General features: G+C 69.5%; 24 protein-coding genes. 12 read left to right on the top strand and 12 right to left on the bottom strand.

The genetic code is table 11. From position 1 onward, the window contains the following. The first annotated feature begins 51 nt into the window (after positions 1-51). Together VKQ35_RS06210 and VKQ35_RS06205 are read left to right on the top strand one after the other, a co-directional pair. A complete protein-coding gene (locus VKQ35_RS06210) occupies positions 52-1,281 on the top strand; it encodes an NAD(P)/FAD-dependent oxidoreductase (protein WP_324359629.1) in 1,230 nt (409 codons plus the stop codon). A gap of 22 nt (positions 1,282-1,303) precedes the next feature. Next, positions 1,304-1,624 carry a 2Fe-2S iron-sulfur cluster-binding protein gene (locus VKQ35_RS06205; RefSeq protein WP_324359627.1) on the top strand — a complete coding sequence of 107 codons (321 nt, stop codon included), beginning with the start codon at positions 1,304-1,306 and terminating at the stop codon, positions 1,622-1,624. A 680-nt stretch (positions 1,625-2,304) separates the two neighbouring features. Here the strand turns inward: VKQ35_RS06205 and VKQ35_RS06200 are convergent. The 4 genes from VKQ35_RS06200 to VKQ35_RS06185 all read right to left on the bottom strand — a co-directional run bounded on the left by VKQ35_RS06200 (position 2,305) and on the right by VKQ35_RS06185 (position 4,905). Next, positions 2,305-2,664, bottom strand: a complete 360-nt coding sequence (locus tag VKQ35_RS06200; RefSeq protein WP_324359625.1) for a hypothetical protein — start codon at positions 2,662-2,664, stop codon at positions 2,305-2,307. A 13-nt stretch (positions 2,665-2,677) separates the two neighbouring features. Beyond that, complete coding sequence (locus VKQ35_RS06195; RefSeq protein WP_324359623.1) at positions 2,678-2,887, bottom strand: hypothetical protein; 210 nt, start codon at positions 2,885-2,887, stop codon at positions 2,678-2,680. A 58-nt stretch (positions 2,888-2,945) separates the two neighbouring features. Then, a complete protein-coding gene (locus VKQ35_RS06190) occupies positions 2,946-3,545 on the bottom strand; it encodes a hypothetical protein (protein ID WP_324359621.1) in 600 nt (199 codons plus the stop codon). A 376-nt stretch (positions 3,546-3,921) separates the two neighbouring features. Next, positions 3,922-4,905 (bottom strand): SDR family NAD(P)-dependent oxidoreductase, encoded by a 984-nt coding sequence (locus tag VKQ35_RS06185; RefSeq protein WP_324359619.1) that lies wholly within the window; start codon positions 4,903-4,905, stop codon positions 3,922-3,924. Between the two features lie 129 nt (positions 4,906-5,034). On the opposite strand from VKQ35_RS06185, the gene VKQ35_RS06180 reads away from it, so the two are divergent. Next, on the top strand, positions 5,035-5,628 hold the full coding sequence (locus tag VKQ35_RS06180) for a TetR/AcrR family transcriptional regulator (RefSeq protein WP_324359617.1): 594 nt from the start codon (positions 5,035-5,037) through the stop codon (positions 5,626-5,628). A gap of 14 nt (positions 5,629-5,642) precedes the next feature. On the opposite strand, the gene VKQ35_RS06175 is transcribed toward VKQ35_RS06180, so the two are convergent. Both VKQ35_RS06175 and VKQ35_RS06170 read right to left on the bottom strand, forming a co-directional pair. Further along, positions 5,643-7,067, bottom strand: coding sequence for a serine hydrolase domain-containing protein (locus VKQ35_RS06175; RefSeq protein WP_324359615.1), 1,425 nt, complete (start codon positions 7,065-7,067; stop codon positions 5,643-5,645). Positions 7,068-7,069: 2 nt separating this feature from the next. Beyond that, positions 7,070-9,409 carry a PAS domain-containing sensor histidine kinase gene (locus tag VKQ35_RS06170; RefSeq protein ID WP_324359613.1) on the bottom strand — a complete coding sequence of 780 codons (2,340 nt, stop codon included), beginning with the start codon at positions 9,407-9,409 and terminating at the stop codon, positions 7,070-7,072. Positions 9,410-9,551: 142 nt separating this feature from the next. Here VKQ35_RS06170 and VKQ35_RS06165 point away from each other — a divergent pair, with 142 nt between their 5' ends. The 4 genes from VKQ35_RS06165 (at position 9,552) to VKQ35_RS06150 (ending at position 12,561) form a co-directional block, all read left to right on the top strand. After that, the gene (locus tag VKQ35_RS06165) at positions 9,552-10,085 is read left to right on the top strand and encodes a hypothetical protein (RefSeq protein ID WP_324359611.1); all 534 of its coding nucleotides are present in this window, start codon (positions 9,552-9,554) and stop codon (positions 10,083-10,085) included. Between the two features lie 7 nt (positions 10,086-10,092). Next, on the top strand, positions 10,093-10,503 hold the full coding sequence (locus VKQ35_RS06160; RefSeq protein WP_324359610.1) for a metallopeptidase family protein: 411 nt from the start codon (positions 10,093-10,095) through the stop codon (positions 10,501-10,503). A 312-nt stretch (positions 10,504-10,815) separates the two neighbouring features. Further along, complete coding sequence (locus VKQ35_RS06155; RefSeq protein WP_324359608.1) at positions 10,816-11,946, top strand: ferritin-like domain-containing protein; 1,131 nt, start codon at positions 10,816-10,818, stop codon at positions 11,944-11,946. Positions 11,947-12,105: 159 nt separating this feature from the next. Beyond that, positions 12,106-12,561 (top strand): hypothetical protein, encoded by a 456-nt coding sequence (locus tag VKQ35_RS06150; RefSeq protein ID WP_324359606.1) that lies wholly within the window; start codon positions 12,106-12,108, stop codon positions 12,559-12,561. On the opposite strand, the gene VKQ35_RS06145 is transcribed toward VKQ35_RS06150, so the two are convergent. The 3 genes from VKQ35_RS06145 to VKQ35_RS06135 form a co-directional block, all read right to left on the bottom strand. Further along, positions 12,558-12,701 (bottom strand): hypothetical protein, encoded by a 144-nt coding sequence (locus tag VKQ35_RS06145; protein WP_324359605.1) that lies wholly within the window; start codon positions 12,699-12,701, stop codon positions 12,558-12,560. The two genes, VKQ35_RS06150 and VKQ35_RS06145, sit on opposite strands and share 4 nt — an antisense overlap. A gap of 93 nt (positions 12,702-12,794) precedes the next feature. Next, positions 12,795-14,120 (bottom strand): transcriptional regulator, encoded by a 1,326-nt coding sequence (locus tag VKQ35_RS06140; protein WP_324359603.1) that lies wholly within the window; start codon positions 14,118-14,120, stop codon positions 12,795-12,797. Between the two features lie 11 nt (positions 14,121-14,131). Continuing rightward, positions 14,132-14,560 (bottom strand): hypothetical protein, encoded by a 429-nt coding sequence (locus VKQ35_RS06135; RefSeq protein ID WP_324359601.1) that lies wholly within the window; start codon positions 14,558-14,560, stop codon positions 14,132-14,134. 131 nt (positions 14,561-14,691) lie between these two features. Here VKQ35_RS06135 and VKQ35_RS06130 point away from each other — a divergent pair, with 131 nt between their 5' ends. The 4 genes from VKQ35_RS06130 to VKQ35_RS06115 all read left to right on the top strand — a co-directional run bounded on the left by VKQ35_RS06130 (position 14,692) and on the right by VKQ35_RS06115 (position 17,302). Next, positions 14,692-15,816: a ferritin-like domain-containing protein gene (locus VKQ35_RS06130; protein ID WP_324359599.1), complete on the top strand. Its 1,125-nt coding sequence runs from the start codon at positions 14,692-14,694 to the stop codon at positions 15,814-15,816. A 122-nt stretch (positions 15,817-15,938) separates the two neighbouring features. Further along, on the top strand, positions 15,939-16,472 hold the full coding sequence (locus VKQ35_RS06125; RefSeq protein WP_324359596.1) for a lipocalin family protein: 534 nt from the start codon (positions 15,939-15,941) through the stop codon (positions 16,470-16,472). Between the two features lie 68 nt (positions 16,473-16,540). Then, positions 16,541-16,999 (top strand): DNA repair putative endonuclease MmcB, encoded by a 459-nt coding sequence (gene mmcB, locus VKQ35_RS06120; RefSeq protein ID WP_324359594.1) that lies wholly within the window; start codon positions 16,541-16,543, stop codon positions 16,997-16,999. Positions 17,000-17,002: 3 nt separating this feature from the next. Beyond that, positions 17,003-17,302 (top strand): GIY-YIG nuclease family protein, encoded by a 300-nt coding sequence (locus VKQ35_RS06115; protein WP_324359592.1) that lies wholly within the window; start codon positions 17,003-17,005, stop codon positions 17,300-17,302. 184 nt (positions 17,303-17,486) lie between these two features. Here VKQ35_RS06115 and VKQ35_RS06110 read toward each other — a convergent pair whose 3' ends face one another. Continuing rightward, on the bottom strand, positions 17,487-18,269 hold the full coding sequence (locus tag VKQ35_RS06110; RefSeq protein WP_324359590.1) for a LytTR family DNA-binding domain-containing protein: 783 nt from the start codon (positions 18,267-18,269) through the stop codon (positions 17,487-17,489). 3 nt (positions 18,270-18,272) lie between these two features. Continuing rightward, positions 18,273-19,370, bottom strand: a complete 1,098-nt coding sequence (locus VKQ35_RS06105; RefSeq protein ID WP_324359588.1) for a sensor histidine kinase — start codon at positions 19,368-19,370, stop codon at positions 18,273-18,275. 222 nt (positions 19,371-19,592) lie between these two features. Between VKQ35_RS06105 and VKQ35_RS06100 the strand changes: the two genes are divergently transcribed. Continuing rightward, positions 19,593-19,964 (top strand): hypothetical protein, encoded by a 372-nt coding sequence (locus tag VKQ35_RS06100; protein ID WP_324359586.1) that lies wholly within the window; start codon positions 19,593-19,595, stop codon positions 19,962-19,964. Here the strand turns inward: VKQ35_RS06100 and VKQ35_RS06095 are convergent. Further along, positions 19,961-20,314: an MmcQ/YjbR family DNA-binding protein gene (locus tag VKQ35_RS06095; RefSeq protein ID WP_324359584.1), complete on the bottom strand. Its 354-nt coding sequence runs from the start codon at positions 20,312-20,314 to the stop codon at positions 19,961-19,963. The genes VKQ35_RS06100 and VKQ35_RS06095 overlap by 4 nt on opposite strands. Positions 20,315-20,321: the final 7 nt, after the last annotated feature.

Below are 20,321 nucleotides of genomic sequence, written 5' to 3'. Positions count from 1 at the left end.
GAAGAGGATGAGGAAGTTGACGCTCTCGTCACTTTTGGGCATCGAGACCAGATGAGCGATCCCAACGCACATGTGGTGATCCTGGGCGCCGGCCATGCGGGCGGCACGGCGGCGGCGCTGTTGCGGCAGTATGGGCACGAAGGGCCGATCACGCTGATTGGCGAGGAGCCGATCCCGCCCTATCAGCGGCCGCCACTGTCGAAGGCTTGGCTGAAGGGCGAGGCGGACGCGGACTCCCTGGCGCTGAAGCCCCTGGAATTCTACGCCGAGCACAACATCGATTTCCGGGCCTCGACGACCGCGACGAGCATCAATCGCGGCGCGAAGACGGTGGCCCTCTCCGACGGATCGAGCGTCGCCTACGACGTCCTGATCATCGCCACCGGCGCACGCGCCATCGCGCTGCCGATCCCGGGCGCGGACCTGGCCGGCGTCATGTTCCTGCGCACCGCCGCCGACGCCGAGACGCTGAAGGCGACGGTCGGGCCGGGGAAGCGCCTGGCGGTGGTCGGCGGCGGCTATATCGGGCTGGAGGTGGCGGCGTCCGGCCGGGCGCTGGGCGCGCAGGTGGTGGTGCTGGAGCGCGAGCCGCGCCTGCTGGCCCGGGTCGCCTGCGAGACCCTATCGGACTTCTTCAAGGCCCAGCACGAGGCGCATGGCGTCGCGTTCGAACTGGGCGCCACGGCGGCGGCGTTCGAGGGCGAGAACGGTCACGTGACCGCCGTGCGACTGGCCGACGGTCGGCTTATCGCCTGCGACGCGGTGGTGGTTGGCGTGGGCGCCGCCCCCAACGACGAGCTCGCCAAGGACTGCGGGCTGGAGACGGCGCGCGGCGTCGTGGTCGACCTCGACGCGCGGACCTCAGATCCCAACATCTTCGCCATCGGCGATGTGGCGCACCGGCCGATGCCGATCTATGGGCGCATGTTCCGCATGGAGAGCGTGCCCAACGCGCTCGAGGGCGCCAAGCAGGCGGCCAGCGCCATCGTCGGGCGCCCGCAGCCCGCCGGGGAGGTCCCCTGGCAGTGGTCGGACCAGTACGATCTGAAGCTGCAGATCGCCGGCTACGCCTTCGACGTCGACGAAATCCTGGTGCGCGGCGACCCGGCGAGCGCGAAGTTCGCGGTCTTCCACCTGAAGGGCGATCTCGTGCAGTCGGTGGAAGCGATCAATTCACCGCCGGAGTTCATGATGGGCAAACTGCTCATCGGAGGCCGCAAGCGGATCGACAAGGCCAGACTTGCGGACCCCACCGTTTCCATGAAAGAGGTCGCCGTCTAAACGGCGTTAAGTCGAGGGATAGATGGCGAAGATCACCTACATCGAGCACGACGGCACCGAGCACGTCATCGATGTGAAAAACGGCCTGACCGTCATGGAAGGCGCGGTGAAGAACAACATCCCCGGCATCGACGCCGACTGCGGCGGCGCCTGCGCCTGCGCCACCTGCCACGTCTATGTGGACGAGGCCTGGCGCGACAAGACCGGGACCTCGTCGGCCATGGAGGAGTCCATGCTCGACTTCGCCGAGAACGTGGAGCCGAACAGCCGGCTGTCGTGCCAGATCAAGGTGACGGACGCGCTGGACGGGCTGGTGGTGCGGATGCCGGAGAGCCAGCACTAGCGGCTTCGTCCTCGACCCAGTGGTCTTTTCGCCGGTGCAGGTCTCGCGCCGACTTGATCCGAACCAATCGGAGTTTGCCTGGCTGCGGCCCTTCGAGCGGGCAGATCATGAAATTGCCTCTGACCGACGTTTCTAGGGCGGTTTCGTTCTCTGGAAACAGCCGTTCGACATTCGGCGGGAAGCCCATCCCATCCGGTATAGCCATCAGGCCATCGCGCGTTTCAGGATGAATCCTGTAGGTCGGATGGCCGATATCTGGCGCCAGTGAACCTCGGAACTCAAAGCACCGGTATTGAGACGCCGCCGTCGCCGGTTGAATGCTGGCGAGCGCCAGAACGACTCCCAACAGCGGTCTCGCTTGCGTCATCCGACGCCACCCCGCCTTAAACCTCATGGTCAGATGCGAGCCTTGGGGCCTCGGCTTGTCAAGGAGCGGCCCTTGGCCGCCCGCGTCGCGGCGCGCCTTCGGCGCGTCCTTGAGAAGCCGAGACCCCAAGGCAGAATGGCCGCCATGAGATTTAAGCCGCAGCCTGCGCTTCACCCCTACCACTGCTCATCCCGGCGAAAGCCGGGACCCATTGGGCCGTGGGATCTGGTCAGCGCCGGGTAGGGTTCAGGCTCGGCTTGGGTCCCGGCTTTCGCGGGGATGAGCGGTGAGTTGAGACGTGGCGCCCAGCCGCCTAGCGCGACGGCGGCTTCGGCCCGGGCGCCGGCGGCGCGGCGTCTCCCCCGTCCGGCTTGCCGAAGTGCTTCAGGACATAGGCATAGACGGCGTCCTGCTCCTGCGGCGTCAGCTGGGCGCCGTTGTCGATCATCTTGCCGATGACCTCCGTCCAGTCGCTGGACGTTCGCGGCTTTTCGGAAATCTCCGACGCCTCGTGGCAGCTGGTGCAGGCGCGGACCACCACGTCCTTGCCCGGCCCGTCCGGCAGCACGTCATTGGGGTCGGCCGCCAGCGCCGAGGGGGCGAGGCCGAGGAGCAGCGTGGCGGCGGCGGAGGCGAGAATCGTGCGCGGGCTCATGGTCCAGCGGTAGCCCACCGGCGGCGTCCGCTCAATGCGGCGCGTCCTTGAGGAACCAACTGGCCCACGCCGGGCGCCAGGCGCGATGGGGCTTCGGCGCCGCGGCGGCGACGCAATCGCGCCAGGCGCCGTGCTCTCGCCCGCAGCCCTGGCAGGCGGCCAGCAGGTCGCCCTCGCCGCCGGGGTAGAGGGTCACGGCGGTCTCGCCGCACGCCGGGCACTCAAAGTCCGCAGTGTCCATCCCGCGACCCTGGCCCGGGTCCGCATAAGGATGAAATGTGGTTCGCTCGGGCGGCGCCCTAGAGCGGTGGAACGGCCGCGCGGGGACGGGCGGCCCAATAGGCGGCGTGCATCTCGTCGCGCCGCAGACCGCCCAGGCCGGCGGCGACGGCGGCGGTGAAGCCGCTGAGCAACAGGCCGATGCCCATGAACAGCGAGGCCTGGGCGGCGACGCCGGCGGCGTGGACCGGTTCGATCTGCACCGCGGCGGCCGCGACCGCCTGGGTCGCCACGTGGCCGGCGGCGGGCGCGAGCACGGTCACGGCCAGCAGCACCCCGGCGACGGTGCTCACCGCCCAGACCAGCAGGCCGTGGGCGGTGTCGCGGAAGTGGACCTCGTGGTCGTGGACATTGACCCACTTGGTGCGCAGCCGGCCGGCCAGATAGCCGCCGAGCGCGGTGCTCAGCACCTGGATGGTCACCAGGATGGCGCCGAGCGTCGGGTTGAAGTCGTCGGTGGAGGCTCCGGCCAGGGGCCAGGGCGAACCGAGCTTCAGGCCGAAGCCCGCGCCCAGCGCCAGCATCACGATGGCGGCGGCCAGCGCCGTGGCGGCGCCGGCGATGATGGCGGACCAGGAGATAGCGGACTGGCCCTCCTCGGTAAGCAGATCGCGTTCCATGTCAGGCTCCCTCGCGCCGATCAGAAGTGATGGGTGCAGAAGGCGAGCAGCAGGATGATCGGCAGGGGCACGCCCAGGAACATCAGCAGAATCGATCGCACGTCAGGCCCTCCAGTCCACGGATTGGTGTCCGGTCAAAACACCGAAGCGGAGGCGGTAACGTGGGCGGGCGCCGGGTCGTTCCCTTGCGGACGATCCCCGAGCCCTCCTCCTCGATGGAGGAGGGTTGGGTGGTGGTGTGACCTCTGAGCAGAGGTGAAGGGCGCAGCCGGGCGCTGGCGCCTGACAGTACGCTTCACCTCATCGCCCGGGACACACCACCATCCCCGCCCTTCCTCCATCGAGGAGGAAGGGAGTCTCGCCAGGCCGGTCAAGCTTAGGCGAAGGTCTCGCCGACCATCCGTTCACTGAGCGCCCAGAGCGCCTTGGCGCGGTCGGGGTTGAGCGCGTAGGCGCGGATACCGCCGCGGGTGTCGAGGCCAGGGGTCTCGTCGGCGGGCTCGGCGACATGACAGTCCTCGCAATAGAGGCCGCCGACCTCGGCCGCCGGGGCGACGATCGCCGCCCAGCAGGAGGTGGCCGCGCCCTGCGGGATGGTCTTCCACTCGAAGGCCGGGCCGCCGCTGGCCTTGGCGGCCGCGGTGATGTTGTCGAGCATCCCCTGGATCAGTTCCGGGGTCATGTGGCGGCCAAGCTCGGTCTGGATGCCGCCCGGATGGACGGCGACGGCGCGGACGCCGCGGGCCTTGTGGCGGCGGTCGAACTCCACGGCGAATAGGATGTTGGCGGTCTTCGAGCGGCCGTAGGCGCCGAACGGGGTGTACTCGGTGCGCTCGAAGTTCGGGTCGTCCAGGTCGACGTCGGAGAACCGGTGGCCGGCCGACGATAGGTTCACCAGCCGCCCGCCGTCCTTGATCAGGTTCGCGATGCGGTTGACGAAGACGAAGTGGCCCAGGTGGTTGGTCCCGAACTGGGTCTCGAAGCCGTCCTTGGTCTTGCCGAACGGCGTGGCCATGACGCCGGCGTTGCAGATCACCACGTCGAACATCTCGCCCTTGGCGTTCAGCTTGTCGGCGGCGGCGCGCACCGAGGCGAGGTCGGCGAGGTCGAGCTCGATCAGTTCCAGCGAGCCGCCATTGGCCGCCTGGGCACGGACTTCGGCGGTGGCGGCCTCCGCCTTCTTGAGGTCGCGGGCCGCGCCGACGACGGTGGCGCCGTGCGCGGCGAGTGCGCGGCAGGTCTCGACGCCCAGGCCGGCGGAGGCGCCGGTGACCAGGATGCGCTTGCCCTTGAGGTTGACGCCTTCGAGGACGTCGTCGGTGGTGGATTTTTCGCCAAAAGCGGTGAGGGTTGCGGTCATGGGGGAAGGCTCCGTCGGTCAGGATCGTTGTGGGTCGCACGCCGGGTCGCTATATGAAGCGGAGGCGGCCTCCGGTTAAATACGGAGGTAGCCTCCGTTTATCAAGGGCCGCTCCGTGAAAGTTTTGTTTTGACCCTCGCCGACGCCAAGACTGGGGACGACAGGCCGCGCAAGCCGCGGGCCGACAGCCTGCGCAACCGGGAGCAGCTGTTGGAAGCGGCCAAGGCGGCGTTCACGGCCATAGGCGCCGACGCGCCGCTGGAGGAGATCGCGCGGCGCGCGGGCCTCGGCATCGGCACCCTCTACCGCCACTTCCCGACCCGCGACGCCTTGCTCGCCGCGGTCTATCGGCGTGAGGTCGAGCAGCTCGCGGGCTCGGCGCAGACCCTGCTGGCCGAACGGCCCGCGGGCGAGGCGCTGCGGGCCTGGCTGCATCTGCTCGTCGACTACATGGCCACCAAGCGAGTGATCGCGCCCGCCCTGCAGGCTTCGCCCGGGGAGGGCCAGGCGGCCTATGCCTCGTCGGGCCCGGCGATCACCGGGGCGATGAACCGGCTCTCCCGCGCGGCCATCGACAGCGGCGATGTGCGGGGCGATATCGGGCCCGACGACCTCTACCGGATGCTGATGGGCCTGAGCTACGGCTACGACCGCCCCGACTGGGAGGGGAGCGCGCGGCGGCTGATCGACATCCTGATGGCGGGGCTGAAGCCCCAGGCCTGAGGGTCAGGCCCGGCCTAGGCCGGATCGAACCGCAGCACCTGGATCTTTGGATCGGCGCCCGGCGTCAGCGCCAGCTCGCACGCCGCCTCGCCGCGTTCGCCGGCGAAGTGGAGCCGGCCCGCGAGCGCGTGGCGGGCTTCGATGCGGGTGAGACGGCTGTCGCCCAGCCGCGACTTCAGCTCGCTCAGGGCGCGGTTGCGGCTCTCCAGCGGCAGGTCGGCCAGCAGGTTCGGGGCGAACCATGCCTGGATCGCATCGAGCCGCCCGGCGGCGAAGGCCTGCGCGACGGCGTCGGCGGCGGCCTGCAGGGCCGGCGAGACGGCCACAGGCCTGGCGCGCCAGAGGCCATGCGCCTGCAGCACCCCGGCCGCCTCGACATTGGCGGCTTCCGGCCCGGCGTAGGTGACGTTGGCGAAGGCGAAGAGCCCGATGCCGGCGTCCGGCGAGAAGAACATGTTGGAGCCGAAGCCCGGCAGGCCGCCGGAGTGCGCCAGGCAGCGGCCAAGCTGCGGGTCATGGGTGCTGGCCAGGCCGTAGCCGTAGGCGATCGCCACCGGCAGGGTCTCGCCGCCCGCGGTGCGGGTCCGCGCGGGGCCCGGCATGGCGTGGCTGACCGCCAGTTCGCGGCGCGTGGCGCGGCGCACCGGACCGGTCTCGGCCTCGTCGCGGGGCGGCCAGGCGTCCAGCAGGAAGGCGACCCAGCGGGCGTAGTCCTTGGCCGGCGTGATGATCCCGCCCATGGCGGCGATCTCGCCATCCGGCTCCGGCGGCTCCTCGCCATAGGCGCCGCCGCGCCGCCAGTAGCCGCGGGCGCGCTGGCCGTCTGGAACGGCGTCCGGGTCGAAGCGGGTGGCGTCCATGCCGAGCGGCCGCAGAAGGCGTTCCCCGATGACCTGCTGGAAGGGCCGGCCGCAGAGGTTGCTGATGATCCGGCCCAGAATCCCGTAGCCCAGGTTGGAATATTCGAAGGCCACGCCCGGCGCCTGGGCGAACAGGCCGCCGTCCCGCAGGAAGGCTGTGAAGTCGTCCGGCGTCATGCGCATGGCGCGGTCGGCCCAGGGGTCGTCGGTGACGAAGCCCTCGGTGTGGCTCAAGAGGTCACGCACGGTGATCGGCGGGCTGTCGGCGGTGGGCGGCGGCAGGTCGGCCAACTCCGGCACATAGGTCAGCGCCGAGGCTTCCAGCGACAGGCGGCCCTCGTCGCGCAGCATCAGGATGGCGGTTGCGGTGACCTGCTTGGTCATGGACGCGATGCGGAAACAGGTGTCGGCGGTGACCGGCGCGCCGGTTGCTAGGTCGGACACGCCATGGGTGAAGAGGTGGGCCAGGCCGCCGTCCTTGACCACGCCCGCGACCACGCCCGGCGCCTCGACGCGCTCAGCGAAGGCGGCGTAGACCGCGTCGATCTCGGCGGCGGCGGCTGGGTCGAGGGACGCCATCCCTAGTTCCTTAAGCCCAGCTCGGGCTGGGCGGCGCCGGCCATGGCCTCCTCGGGCAGGTGGCAGGTGAAGGTGGCGCCGGCGCCAGGCTCGCTTTCGAGCGCCACCCAGCCGCCGTGCAGTTCGGTGAGCGCCTTGACCAGCGCCAGGCCCAGGCCGGGGCCGCCCCGCTCGCGGCCGATGAAGCGGTCGAAGATGTGCGCCTGGACGTGGAACGGGATGCCGCGGCCGGTGTCGGAGACCTGCAGCTGGAATTCGCCCAGCCCCTTCTTGGCGGCCAGCGTCACCGTGCCGCCGGCCGGCGTCTGGCCGAGCGCGTTTTCCACCAGGTGGTTGAGGATCTGGCCCAGGCGCCGCGCGTCGCCGCGGATCAGGCCCAGGTCCTTGGGGTAGTCGACCACGATCTTGACGTTGGCGGCCTGCGCCTCCGGCGCCCAGCGCTCCGCCTGGGCGTCCAGCAGGTCGCCGACCCGCACGTCCTCCAGGTCGAGCGCCATCTCGTCGGCGTCGATCTGCGCCATGTCGAGCACGTCGTCGATGGAGCGCGCGAGCTGGGTGGCGGCGGATTTGACAGCTGCGGCGTGGCTGCGGCCGCGCTCCGACAGCGCCTCGCCGGAGCGTTCCAGCAGCTCGGAATAGCCGATGATCGTGGTCAGCGGGGTGCGCAGTTCGTAGGAGACGTTGCCGACGAAGTCGCGCTTCAGCCGCTCGGCGTCGGCCAGCGCCTGTTCCTTGGCTTCGAGCGCCGCCTCGACCTTGCGGGCGTCGGTGACGTCGGTGAAGGCGATCAGCGTCGCCCCGTCCGGCAGGGGCCGCGACTGGTAGACCACGATACGGCTGTCGGAGGTCTTGACCTCGCCGGTCGTGGGGGCGCGGGCCTGCGGGTCGGGATCGGCGACACGGCCCTTCAGCTCGGCCCAGAAATTCTTGTCGTGCAGCTTGGGGATGCAGAGGTCGACCACGCCCTCGAAGTCGCCGGCCGCCTCGACCTGGGCGGGCGTCACGTTCCAGAACCTGGCAAAGCTCTCGTTGTGCAGGCGCAGGCGGCCGTCGGAGCCGAACACGGTCACCGCGTCGGAGAGCTTGTCGAGGGTCGCCTGCTGCACCTGAATCAGCCCGTTGTACTGGCTGGTCAGCTTCAGCTCGTCGGTGATGTCGGAATAGAGCAGCAGGATGCCGCCCATCGGATGCGGCTGGCGCACCACCTTGAGCGTGCGCCCGTCCGGCAGGCTCCACATCTCGTCCGGCCCGCCGGCCAGCTGTTCGTAGCGGTCGAGCTCGGCGGCCTTCCACTTGGTGTAGTCGGCGGTCTCCGGCAGGCGGCGGCGCTGGCGCAGCCGGTCCAGCACCTCGCCGTGGCTCGGCTGCTCGGCGAGCCAGGCGGGTTCCAGCCCCCACATGTCGGCAAAGGCGGTGTTGTGGAACATCAGCTTCTTGCCGCGGCCGAAGACGGCGACGGCCTCGGCAATGTGATTCAAGGTCTCGTCATGCGCCTCGACGTTGCGCTTGAGGAGTTCGCGCAGGTCCTCCTGCTCGCTGACGTCCTCGGTCCAGACACCCACGCCGCCGCCTTCCAGCGGCTGGGCGGTGACGTGGAAGGCGCGGCGTTTGCCCGCCACCGTGGCCCAACGGACCGTGTCGCGGCGCTGCCCGAGGTTGGCGGCCTCGCTGGCGAGCGCATCGGCCGAGCGGTCGAAGGCGACGCCGCGGGTGGCGGCCTCATCCAGGCTGGCGGCGTCCACGGCCTTCAACCAGGCGGCGTTGACCCAGACCGGCGAGCCATCGGCCGCGGCGATCCAGGCCGGCGTGGCCCTGGCATTGAGGAAGGCGGCGAAGCGAGGGGCGGTCGGCAGGCCCGCGTCCTCAGCCTGGGCCGCCGAGAGCCGCAGCCAGGCCATGGCGCCGGCGGCGCGGCCCTCGACGGCGATCAGGCCGCCACCCTTTTCCGTCGAGGCGCCCTGCACCTCGAAGGCGCAGGCCTCGCCGCGCTCGAAGAGGGCGCGTAGCCGCCGCGCATGGTCGGGGTCGGCGCGCATCAGGGCGTTGACCACCCCCTGCGGATCGGGCTCGGCCAGGCCGAGCGCCTCGGCGCAGACGGCGAGTGATTCCTCGCCCGAGGCCAGCAGCGCGCGCCCGTCCTCGACCGCCAGCAGGGCGGAATCGAAGGCTTCGGCGGAGGCCTGGGCGGCGTCGGCCTTGGCCTCGAAGCCCGCCAGCCGCGCGGCGATCTCGGCCACGCGCGCCTGCGCCTCGCGCCGCTGGACCAGCGCCCACAGGATCGCGCAGATCGCCAGGCTGACCGCGCCCGCCGCCGCCGCAAGGATCAGTTGGTGGCTGCTCATGCCCGCACTTTGGCCCGCCCTCAGCGCCCTTTGGCGAATCGCCTCGTCGGCACCCTAAGCCGGGCCGGACTTCGCCGCATCCGCCCCGAGTAGAGTTGGGCCGCGTTGAGATGCTACGCCATATTGGCGCATGATCGGAGCAATGACCGCGATCCTCTACCCCGTGGCGGCGAACGCCGAGCTGGCGATGGCCGCGCCGCTCGGCCGCGCCGCCCGCGAGCGCGAGGCGCTGGGCGTCGCCGGCGAGGCCGTGGTGTTCACCACCGATCCCGTCGGGCCGGCCTTCGCCACCCGCGACGGGGCGGCCGAGGCCTACGCCGGGCCGGTGGGCGAGAGCTGGGCCAGGCTCGCCGAACAGATCCTGCCGGGCCAGAAGCTCAGTCCCGTGAAGCCGGTCTACGCCGACGGCCGCCGCTGGCCCGCGCCGGCTGCGGCGCCGCCGCGCACCGCCTGGCGGCTGATGGTCTCCTACTGGCGGATCGCCACCGCCGAGCGGCCGATCGAGACGCCGCAGGCCCGCGCCGCTCGGCGGGCCCGGTCGACGCCCGACAGTGAGACGCTGCGCGCCATGGCCCGCCAACCGTTGCGGCCCATCGAGCCGCAGCAGCCGCTGGACATCGGCCTCTTCGAGGTCCGGCCGCCGGACGCCCCGCACATCGTGATGCCCGACGAATGAGGTCCTGGTGAGCGAGCCCCATCCGTTCGGCAAGGCGCCGTCGCTGGACGACCTGGCGGCGCTCGCCGAGGCGGCGTTCCAGGCCCTGCCCGCGGGGTTCCGCAAACTGACCGGCGACGTGGTCTTCCGGGTCGACGATTTTCCGGCCGACGAGGTGCTGGACGATCTGGGCATCGAGGACCCGTTTGGGCTGACCGGCCTCTATCAGGGCGCCCACATCGGCCTGCGCGACGTGGGCGGTCCGGCCGCCGGCCCTTCGATGATCTTCCTCTACCGCCGCCCGATCCTCGACGAGTGGGCCGAGCACGGCGAGATCACCCTCGAGGAACTGGTCACCCACGTCCTGGTGCACGAGATCGGCCACCACATGGGCCTCTCCGACGCCGACATCGACGCCATCGAGGCGAGCGCGGGGTAGGTTGCCTCTCCCCCGAGACGAAGTCCGAGGGGAGAGGGTAGGGAGAGGGGCGGCTGGGACCCATCCGTCTCTCCCGATGGTCACCCGAGGATCCGCGGCGTCGCCGTTCATGGGTCATGGCTGGGCCATCGGCGGATCACCGCTGCATGAGCCGCCCCTCTCCCTACCCTCTCCCCTCGCGCTACGCGTCGGGGGAGAGGCGATACAAACCTGACGCCTGCGTCATCTTCATTGACTGATCAGCGTTTAGATGGTTGGATTTCAGCCAACGCCAGACGGGCTGAGTTCGCCCGCGCCCCAGGAGCAGACCCCATGGCCGCCGACGGCAACATCACCAAGGACCTGATCTACGACGCCGTCGCCCCGGACGACTTCGAGTCCATGCTGGAGCTGGACCGCTACGGCGCGCGCTCGACCGCCTTCGACAAGATCATCTCGGCCACCCACGACCACTTCTGGGATCCGCTAGACAAGAAGTACATCGACTTCGACGAGCCGTTCGACATGGAAAACACCATGATCCTGCCCGAGAAGATGATCGGGGCGCTGAAGCTCGACTACGTCAACGAGACGCTCGGCAGCGAGAAGGAACGCATCCGCTTCGCCAACGCCCAGACGCTTCGCACCTTCTCCTCGATCCTGCACGGCGAGCAGGGCGCGCTGAACCTGTCGGCGAGCCTCTGCCACGTGCTGAAGGACCAGGGCGCGCAGGAATATGCCGCCAACCAGACCCGCGAAGAGGCCCGCCACGTCACCGCCTTCGCCAAATACATCAAGGCCCGCTGGGGCCGGCCGGTGGAATGCGGTCCGATCCTGAAGGATCTGCTGGTGGAGATCATCGGCGCGCCGGAGGTCTACAAGAAGATCATCGGCATGCAGATGCTGGTCGAGGGCCTGGCCATGGGCGCCTTCGCCACCGTGTTCAACGAGACCAACGATCCGCTGGCCAAGAAGCTGACCCAGCTGGTGATGACCGACGAGGCCTTCCACCACAAGTTCGGGAAGATCTGGGCCGACCGCACCATTCCCCACCTGACCGAGGCCGAGCACGAGGTCATCGAGATGTGGGCGGCGCACTGCTTCCAGACGCTGCTCTTCAACCTCGTCGCGCCGACCCAGAACGTCAGCCTCTACGAGGAATTCGGCCTCGACCCCAACCGGGTGATCGAGGAGATGGGCAAGCTGGTCAACGACGAGACCCGCCGCGAGGAGATGAAGGAAGCCACCAACATCTTCCGCGTGCTGGTGAAGACGCTGGTCAACGCCGGCATCATCACCGAGCGCACCAAGGCCTTCTACGCCGTCTATGTCGATATCGACGAACTGAAGAACGAGGGCGACAAGATGGTCGGCGACGACATCGCCGAGGAGGGGATCAAGTACCTCCAGCAGATCAACTTCAAGGACCGAGCGCTGGCCAAGATCCTGATCGCCGCCGAATAGCGGCGAGCCCGCGATCTAGCGCACGAGGACGCCCGCTGGGATTGCCCCCGGCGGGCGTTTTCGTTTGAGGCCGAGTTTCGTTTCAAGCCCTACGCACAAGCGCCGCGAAGTCGCCGATTTTACCGCTCATGTGACAAGGTGAGATCTGGGGAGGGACCAATGCAAAATCGCCCGAAATCGGGACTGAAACTGGCGTTCGCGGCGGCCATGGGCGCGCTTGCCGTCGGGGCCGCCCAGGCCGCGCCGCCGCCGGCCTCGGACTATGACCGCGACGTGATCACGGTGGTGACGCTGTCGCGCCACACGGCCTATCCGTCGGCGACCTGCATGGTGTGGGAGAACGCCGAAGGCCTGGGCGTCGGCCCGGCGCAGCTGAACGGCTTCCACGGCGTCACCTTCAATATCAATGTGACGCCGATGCCGACCGAGGCGTCCAAGGTCCCGACCACCTTCGCCCAAGGGATCGCGGCGATGAAGGCGCAGTTCCCGACCACGCCTGCCTGGATGGTGAGCACGCTGGAAAAGCACCGCGCCGCGATCGAGGCGGCCTGCGCCAAGGACCAGCCGACGCCGTTCAAGGTCTATTCGCTGACCAAGAAGGATCAGGCGGGCTAGTAGGCCGTCGTGGCGGTCCCCCACATGAGGGCGCCGACCGCCGCGAACACCACGGCGACGACAAGCCAGAAGGCCAGATCGCCGCCCATGGCGGCCAGGCGATCAGACCGTTTCGCTGGCCTGAGATGCAGCGCACGCATCGCTATCACCTCGCTTTCTGTTTCTAGATCGTAACACGAGCTAATTCGTTCCCAGAGCGGAACCGTCGCGTCTCACGCAGGCGTGTTCGCCGGCTAGCGCACGAACCTCACGCGCCCCAGCAGGCGCGGCCAGCGGGGGTCGTCGTGCAGCGGGTCGCAGTAGGCGAGGTAGGGCAGGAACACGAGGTAGGGATCGTCCTGGGCCGCGGCGGCCTCCAGGGCGGCGAAGGCCTGGTCCGGCTGGCCGGCGGCGGCGCGCAGGAAGGCGATGTCGGTGAGCCGGGGCGTGAACATCACCTTCTGGGTCTCGAAGAGGTCGGCGCCGCCGGCGCAGAAGGCCGGGAAGCCGGCGGCGCCGTAGGTCGCGCGCAGGGCGTCGAGCTGGGCCCGGTCGAGGCCCCAGAGCTCCAGACCTCTTAGCAACGCCTCCGCGCCCGCCGGGATGTCGCCCAACAGCACACAGGCCCAACCCTTGGCGTACCAGCCCTCGCTGGCGAGCGGCGAGAGCGCCAGCGCCTCGTTGGCGGCGGCGACCGCCTGACGATAGCGGCGCGCGGTCATAAGGATCTGCAGGAGCGCGCCGCGGGCGGCGAGCGAGACGGGCTCCAGGTCCACGGCCTTGCGGCTTTCACGCTCCGCTTCGACGAACCGGCCGACAGCGGCGAAGGCCAGGGCCCGATGGCGGCGTGCCGCGGCGTGGTTCGGGTCCAAGACCAGCGCCCGTCGCAGCGCCGCGTCGGCGGCCGCGAAGTCGCGGTCGGCAAACAGCGTCACCAGCCCCAGCGCGGACCAGGCCCGGGCCAGTTCGGGATCGAGGCCGACCGCGGCCTGGGCCGAGGCCTTGGCGGCGGCGAGCAGGCCCTGCCCGCTCGCCCCTTGGCCGGCCAGATGCTGGGCAGCGAGAGTTTCCGCCAGGCCGACATGGGCCGGGGCCCAACCAGGCGCCTCGGTGACGGCGGCCTCGAAATAGAGCCTGGCCTGGGCCTGGGCGGCGGCGAAGGGCGCGGCGAGCGCGGCGCGGCCCTGGGTCACGAGCGCGGCGGCCTTGGGCGGGGCTTCGGGTCGGGCCCGGGCCGCGCCTTGCGCCGCCGCTTGCGCCATGACCAGCCGGTAGCCGCGCTTCGGCAGGGTCTCGATATAGCGGCGCTCTCGCGTCTCGCCGAGCGCGCGGCGCAGGCGGCTGACGGCGGCGGCCAAGGTGTCGTCGCCCACCGCGCGGCCGCCCCAGACGGCCTCGATGATCTCGTCCTTGCCGAGCACCCGTCCCGCGGAGCCCGCGAACAGCAGCAGCAGGTCCATGAGGCGCGGTTCGAGATGTGCTTCGACCCGGCCGTCGAGCGCGCTCAGCAGGCCGCGGGCCGGCTCGACCCGCCAGCCGCCGAACTCGAAAGCCTGTTCGCTGAGCGCGCGCGGGCTCATCGCCGCGCGCGCTACTTCGGTGACCAGACGACGATGTCGTAGTGGTCGCCGGCTTCGGTGAGGTCGACGCGGACACCGTGGGCCTGCCGGCCTGTCAGGTGGGTGATCGCGTCGCGGCTGCGGCCCTCGGCGTGCTGGCGCCGCGTGGTCACCCCCGGCTCGTCGGCGAAGTTCGCGACGCAGGCCAGGAGGCGGTAGGCCAGGCCGCTTTCGTGGGCGGCCATATCGCAGAACGCGCGGGTCGCGGCGTTGTCGGTGACGGCGCGGCAGGGCGCCGGCGCGGCGAAATCGACGCCGGACCAGATCCTCTGCGGCTCGCCGGTGCGCCGGGCCTCGTCATCCACCCCGTGAAGGGCCGTGCAGAGCGGGGGGAACTCGTCGGCGAAGGCCGGCGCCGCGGAGAGGGTCGCGAAGATCAGGGCGTAGATGAGCCGGCGCATGGCGTGACTATAGTCCGATCTCGGCGAGTTGGCAGATCGTCTTCCTCTGCCGCCTGCGGTGGGAAAGGAAGTTTGACGCCATGACGCCGCGGCGCGATCCTTCCAGTGAACGACGTTCAGGAGCCACAGCCATGGCCGACGGCAACATCACCAAGGACGCCATGTACGGGGCCGTCGCCCCGGACGACTTCGAGTCGATGCTGACGCTGGACCGCTACGGCGAGCGCTCGACGGCGTTCGACAAGATCATCAGCGCGACCCACGACCATTTCTGGGACCCGCTCGACAAGCGCTACATCGATTTCGATGAGCCCTTCGACCTCGTCAACGTGGCCATGACGCCGGAGGAGCAGAACCCGCTCCTTCGCCTGCCCTACGTCGCCGAGACCCTGGAGGACCCTCTGCAGAAGGTCGCCTTCATCAACTATATGCAGCTGCGCGGCTTCTCCTCGATCCTGCATGGCGAGCAGGGCGCGCTGAACCTGTCGGCGAGCCTCTGCCACGTGCTCTATGACCAGGGGGCCCAGGAATACGCCGCCAACCAGACCCGCGAGGAGGCGCGCCACGTCACCGCCTTCGCCAAATACATCAAGAGCCGCTGGGGCCGGCCGACCGAGTGCGGGGCGGCGCTCAAGACCCTGCTGGTCGAGATCATCGAGACGCCGGAGGTCTACAAGAAGATCGTCGGCATGCAGATGCTGGTCGAGGGCCTGGCCATGGGCGCCTTCGCCAACGGCTACCGCTACAATCGCGATCCGGTGGCCAAGAAGCTGTTCCAGCTGGTGATGACCGACGAGGCCTTCCACCACAAGTTCGGGAAGATCTGGGCCGACCGGACGATCCCCAAGCTGACCCAGGCCGAACGCAACACGGTCGAGGACTGGACGGCCCACTGCGCCCAGAGCCTGCTCTTCGACCGCGGCGACCCGCGCCAGATGGCCGAGATCTACGGCCTGTTCGGCCTCGATCCCGAGCGGGTGATCGCCGACATCGTCGAACGCCGGAAGACCCGCGACCCGAACCGCAAGTTCAAGGGCGAGACCAACGTCTTCCGGGTGCTGATCAAGACCCTGCTGCAGGCCAGCCTGATCACCGAGCGGACGCGCGGCTTCTACGCCATGTACGTCGACATGGACGAACTCGCCGCCGAGGGCGAGCGCACGGTGGGCGACGACATCGCCGAGGACGGCATCCGCTTCCTGCAGGCGATCAATTTCAAGGACCGCAACCGCTCGGTTTCTATCGCCGCGGAATAACAGCGTAGGCGCCTGCAACGCTCCGCCCTTAAAAGGGCATGGTTGTGTTGCGTCCTTATGCAGCGCCCGCGAAGCCCTCGCGGGCGTTTCAATTGTCATCATACGAAGCTATTCACCCGCCCATGTTGAAGCGTCTGCTCACGATCCTGGCCGCCACGGCCGCCCTGGCCGTCGCGGCTCCGGCCGTGGCCAACGCCATGGTTCAGCCGGTTTCCCACGTCGATCCCGCCCGGATGATGGGCCGCTGGTACGAAGTGGCGCGCATGCCCAACACGACCCAGCGCGGTTGTCATGCCGGTACGTCGGACTGGACTCGCACCTCGGAGGGCTTCGCGGTCATCCAGGCCTGCCACCGCGGGTCGCCCGACGGCCCGTTGGCGGAGTGGAAGGCGCACGCCCGCGTCGCCGACCCGGTCTCCAACGCCAAGTTCAAGATGAGCTTCTTCGGCGGCCTGATCTCCCAGGAATACTGGGTGCTGGACGACCGGGCCGACGAGGGCTGGCTGATCCTGGCCACCCACGACGGCAAGTATCTCTGGCTGATGGCGACCAAGCCCACCCTGCCGGCGGCGTTCAAGACCGAGGCCGTGGCGCGGATCAAACAGCTGGGCTTCGACACTGGGCGCCTGGAATTTCCGCTGCCGATTCACGGCTAGCCGTCCGCGCGCCCCCAGTCGGCGTTCCGGGCCTTGCCTTGGGAACGAAGGCGGAACAATCTGGGCGGATGGACGTCTCCGCCAGCCCCGCCGGCCTGTCGCGCCCCGAAACCACCGCGGCCGTCACCCGCGGAGCTGGGCGGCTGCTGACGGCGCTCGGCTACGCGCCGCTGGCGGAGGTCACTTTGCCGAACGGGCGGCGCGCCGACCTGATGGCGCTGGGACGGCGCGGCGAGATCTTCATCGTCGAGGTGAAGTCGAGCCTGGAAGACTTCCGCACCGACCAGAAGTGGCACGAGTACCAGCCCTATTGCGACGCCTTCGCCTTTGCCGTCGCGCCGGAGTTCCCACGCGAGCTGCTGCCTGAGGAGCCTGGTCTGATCGTCGCCGACGGCTTCGGCGGCGCGGTGCTGCGCGAGGCCCTGCCGGCGGCGCTGGCCGGCGCGCGGCGCAAGGCGCTGACGCTGGCCTTCGGGCGGCTCGCGGCGCTCCGCGCGGCGGGAGTGGTGGCGTTCAGCCTGGAATGAACGGTGGGCGGCTGGGTCTACATCATGGCCACGGCGCCTTACGGCACGCTCTACGTCGGGGTGACGAGCGACATATCGAGACGCGTCTTTGAGCACAGGGAAGGTATCGGAAGCGCGTTCTGCCGGAAGTACGCGGTGAACCGGCTTGTTCACTCCGAGCCGTTCGAGGACATCAGCCACGCGATCCATCGCGAAAAGCGGCTGAAGAAGTGGCCGAGGGCGTGGAAGATCAGGCTGATCGAGGAAACCAATCCTGCCTGGAGCGATCTCTACGAAACGATCCTCGAGTGGGGACCGCTTTGATCGCCACATCCCAAACGGTCGTCATCCTCCGGTCAGCCGCAGGCTGATCCGGGGGACCCAAGCTGAGCCGGCGGGACATCTGCTGAGTTGAAACTGACTCGGCTTGGGTCCCCCGGATCGCGTCTTCGCGCGACCGGAGGATGACGACCTTTTTTGTGGTCTTTGGCGTTCAGACAGCCGCGCGTCATCGCCCCGGGTTAGTTGTCATCGCTTTCAGCGCGCCCATGTGGCGGCGCGAGACGGCGATTTCGACCCCGGTGGCGAGGATCACCGCGCCCCGGCCGCCGGCGTGGCGGATGCGCACGATACGGTCGCGCCGCACCAGGCTCGAGCGATGGACGCGGACGAACACCGCCGGGTCCAGCCGCTCGGCGAGCGCCCCGATCGACTGGCGGATCAGGAAGCTGCGGGCATGGGTGTGGATGCGCACATAGTCCCGCTCGGCCGCCACCCAGTCGATGGCGGCCACCGGCACGCTGGTCCGCCCGCCGCGTTCCTGGATCCAGATCTCGCGGTCGAAGTCGCCGGCGGCGGAGTTAGGCGAGGGGCCGCTGCGCAGATTGCGCAGGATCTCCTCCAGTTCGCCCACCCGCTCGGCGGCGGCGCGTTCGGCGAGCGTCTCGCGGGCGCGCGCCAGCGAGGCGGCAAGGCGGGCGGGCTCGACGGGCTTCAGCAGATAGTCGAAGGCGGCGCGGTCGAAGGCGTCCAGCGCGAAGCGGTCGAAGGCGGTGACGAAGATCACGATCGGCGCCTCCGGTCCGAGCGCATCCAGCACCTCCAGCCCCGTCAGGCCCGGCATCTTGATGTCGAGCAGCACCACGTCGGGACCGCGCTCGGCGATCAGCTTGCGCGCCGCGATCCCGTCGGCGGCGGCGCCCACCAGCTCCACGTCGGGCTGCTCGCGCAGCAGGATCTCCAGGCGCCGCCGGGCCAGGGGCTCATCGTCGACGATCAGCACGCGCAGCATGGCTCAGCGCCGCTCCAGCGGCAGCTCGACGGTCGCCGCGAAGCCGCCGCCGGGCCGGGGCCCGCAGGTGAGCGCGCCCGCCTCGCCGTAGAGCACTTCGAGGCGGCGGCGCACATTGGCTAGGCCGACGCCCAGCGTCGTGGGCGCCCCGGATTGGCTTGGGCTGATATCCGGCGCCCCGTCGTCGCGCACGGTGATCGCCAGGCGGCCGCCACGCAGCTCCGCGGCGATTTCGATGGCGACCGGCCGCGTGGTGCGCGCCACGCCGTACTTCACCGCGTTCTCGATCAAGGGCTGCAGGATCAGACCGGGGACGAGCGCATCGCGCAGCTCGGGCGGCGTGACCTCGGAGAGCCGCAGGCGGTCGCCGAACCGCTCCTGCTCGATGGCCAGATACTGGTGCTGGGCGGTGAGTTCATCGGCGAGCGTGATCTTGTCGCCCGGCGCCTTTTCCAGGGAGGCGCGCAGGAAGTTGGATAGCGACAGCACCATCCGCTCCGCCCGCTCCACGTCCTTCTGCAGGATCAGCGACGACAGCGCGTTCAGCGTGTTGAACAGGAAGTGCGGGTTGATCTGATAGCGCAGCATCTGGTTCTGGCTCTCGGCGGCCAGCGCCTGGGCCTCCAGCAGCCGCAGGCTCTGCTCGCGGGTCATCTCGTCATAGCTCAGCGCCAGCACCACCGCGCACCAGGCGATGAAGGACCAGATCACCACGCTCAGATTGTACCCCCACGACCAGAAGAGTTCGCTTGGCGTGTCCTTCAGCGGCTCATAGGGGAGCACGAGGTAGAAGGCGGTGTGGTTGATCGCGGTCCAGACGATCCCGCCGGCCAGGGAAAGCCCGCCCGCCAACAGGAAGCGGCGCCGCCACGACCAGCCCCGGCTGGCCAGCAAGGCCCGCTGGATGAGGTAGCAGACCCCCACGCAGAGGATGCAGACCGCCGCGCGGCGCACCCCCATGTTCATCAGTCTCGGGATCGGGGTGTCCATGCCCAGCGACCGCACCGAGGTCAGGGCGTAGGTCACCAGCCACAGGATCAGGTTGGCGGCCAGATAGCGGTCGAACAGCGGCCGGCTTTGCGGCTGCGCTCTGCTCTCCAAGGGAAAAACGCCTCCGCGCCGCTAGGTGTCCGCGGCGAGGTTAGGGCAGGCGGCCGGTCGAGGCGATGCCGTTCGTCGTGCGAATGGTTCCGTTTGCAGCAGCGACTGCAACTGGCCTCGCCGGTTGCAGCCTTCATCGAATACGGCGTGATCGACCGTGCGTCTAACCGGATGCTGGCCTGGCGAAGCTTTTGTCCAAGCTGTTTGGAAAGGCCCGGTCCCATGCGCAGCCGCAACACCGTCCTGCAGGCCCTGCATCTGATGAAGGCGCTCGACGCCCGGATCAGTGTCAACGAGGTGATCGCCTTCCTCTACGCCGCCGAGAACGAGGGCCTGACGGTGCAGGAGATGGCCGATGTTTCCGGCCTCACGCAGTCGACCGCCTCGCGCAGCCTGCGGGCGCTGGGGCCGCCCGAGTCCGAGTGGTCGCAGGCGCCGGCGCTGGGGCTGGTCGAGGCCTATCTCAACCCCAACGACGCGCGCAGCCACGTGATCCAGCTCTCCGCCAGGGGGCGCGAGGTGCGGGAGCGGCTGGACCGCATCATCCGCCAGTCCGTGCCCATCCAGTATGATCGCGCCGTGCGGGCCGCTTAGCGCTCGCTCCGGGTGGCGCCTTGGGCTGCGTCGTAGGCGCGGCTGACCTTCTTGGGGACGATCTGGCGCCAGGCCTCGCGGACCAGGTCGTCGATCTCGTCAATCTCCAGCGCCTCGATGTCCACGAAGCTCCAGCGCAGGGCGCCGGCGATCATCGGCGTGAAGGCGTCGGGACGCGCCTCGAACAGCAGTTCCTGGTGGTGCTTCTCGAGCTTCATGATGCAGCGGCCGCGAGAGCCCTGCACGAAGCCCTTCTTGCCGACCTGGAAGCACGGCTCGCCGTACCAGCTATTCTCCCAGGCGCCGGGCAAGGTCAGCGCGACGGCGCGGATGTCGTCCCAGGTCGCCATCGCCCCC

The sequence above is a fragment of the Phenylobacterium sp. genome (genome assembly GCF_035309685.1).
GTDB lineage: Bacteria > Pseudomonadota > Alphaproteobacteria > Caulobacterales > Caulobacteraceae > Phenylobacterium.
Note: the sequence above shows the minus strand (reverse complement) of the source record. Positions and strands in the feature narration are given on the sequence as shown.

What these genes read in the sequence shown, in the direction of transcription:
- VKQ35_RS06210 (WP_324359629.1), top strand. Translation starts at nt 52, where the DNA reads ATGAGCGATCCCAACGCACATGTGGTGATCCTGGGCGCCGGCCATGCG.
- VKQ35_RS06205 (WP_324359627.1), top strand. Translation starts at nt 1,304, where the DNA reads ATGGCGAAGATCACCTACATCGAGCACGACGGCACCGAGCACGTCATC.
- VKQ35_RS06195 (WP_324359623.1), bottom strand. Translation starts at nt 2,887, where the DNA reads ATGGACACTGCGGACTTTGAGTGCCCGGCGTGCGGCGAGACCGCCGTG.
- VKQ35_RS06190 (WP_324359621.1), bottom strand. Translation starts at nt 3,545, where the DNA reads ATGGAACGCGATCTGCTTACCGAGGAGGGCCAGTCCGCTATCTCCTGG.
- VKQ35_RS06185 (WP_324359619.1), bottom strand. Translation starts at nt 4,905, where the DNA reads ATGACCGCAACCCTCACCGCTTTTGGCGAAAAATCCACCACCGACGAC.
- VKQ35_RS06175 (WP_324359615.1), bottom strand. Translation starts at nt 7,067, where the DNA reads ATGGCGTCCCTCGACCCAGCCGCCGCCGCCGAGATCGACGCGGTCTAC.
- VKQ35_RS06170 (WP_324359613.1), bottom strand. Translation starts at nt 9,409, where the DNA reads ATGAGCAGCCACCAACTGATCCTTGCGGCGGCGGCGGGCGCGGTCAGC.
- VKQ35_RS06165 (WP_324359611.1), top strand. Translation starts at nt 9,552, where the DNA reads ATGACCGCGATCCTCTACCCCGTGGCGGCGAACGCCGAGCTGGCGATG.
- VKQ35_RS06155 (WP_324359608.1), top strand. Translation starts at nt 10,816, where the DNA reads ATGGCCGCCGACGGCAACATCACCAAGGACCTGATCTACGACGCCGTC.
- VKQ35_RS06150 (WP_324359606.1), top strand. Translation starts at nt 12,106, where the DNA reads ATGCAAAATCGCCCGAAATCGGGACTGAAACTGGCGTTCGCGGCGGCC.
- VKQ35_RS06145 (WP_324359605.1), bottom strand. Translation starts at nt 12,701, where the DNA reads ATGCGTGCGCTGCATCTCAGGCCAGCGAAACGGTCTGATCGCCTGGCC.
- VKQ35_RS06140 (WP_324359603.1), bottom strand. Translation starts at nt 14,120, where the DNA reads ATGAGCCCGCGCGCGCTCAGCGAACAGGCTTTCGAGTTCGGCGGCTGG.
- VKQ35_RS06135 (WP_324359601.1), bottom strand. Translation starts at nt 14,560, where the DNA reads ATGCGCCGGCTCATCTACGCCCTGATCTTCGCGACCCTCTCCGCGGCG.
- VKQ35_RS06130 (WP_324359599.1), top strand. Translation starts at nt 14,692, where the DNA reads ATGGCCGACGGCAACATCACCAAGGACGCCATGTACGGGGCCGTCGCC.
- VKQ35_RS06125 (WP_324359596.1), top strand. Translation starts at nt 15,939, where the DNA reads ATGTTGAAGCGTCTGCTCACGATCCTGGCCGCCACGGCCGCCCTGGCC.
- mmcB (WP_324359594.1), top strand. Translation starts at nt 16,541, where the DNA reads ATGGACGTCTCCGCCAGCCCCGCCGGCCTGTCGCGCCCCGAAACCACC.
- VKQ35_RS06110 (WP_324359590.1), bottom strand. Translation starts at nt 18,269, where the DNA reads ATGCTGCGCGTGCTGATCGTCGACGATGAGCCCCTGGCCCGGCGGCGC.
- VKQ35_RS06100 (WP_324359586.1), top strand. Translation starts at nt 19,593, where the DNA reads ATGCGCAGCCGCAACACCGTCCTGCAGGCCCTGCATCTGATGAAGGCG.
- VKQ35_RS06095 (WP_324359584.1), bottom strand. Translation starts at nt 20,314, where the DNA reads ATGGCGACCTGGGACGACATCCGCGCCGTCGCGCTGACCTTGCCCGGC.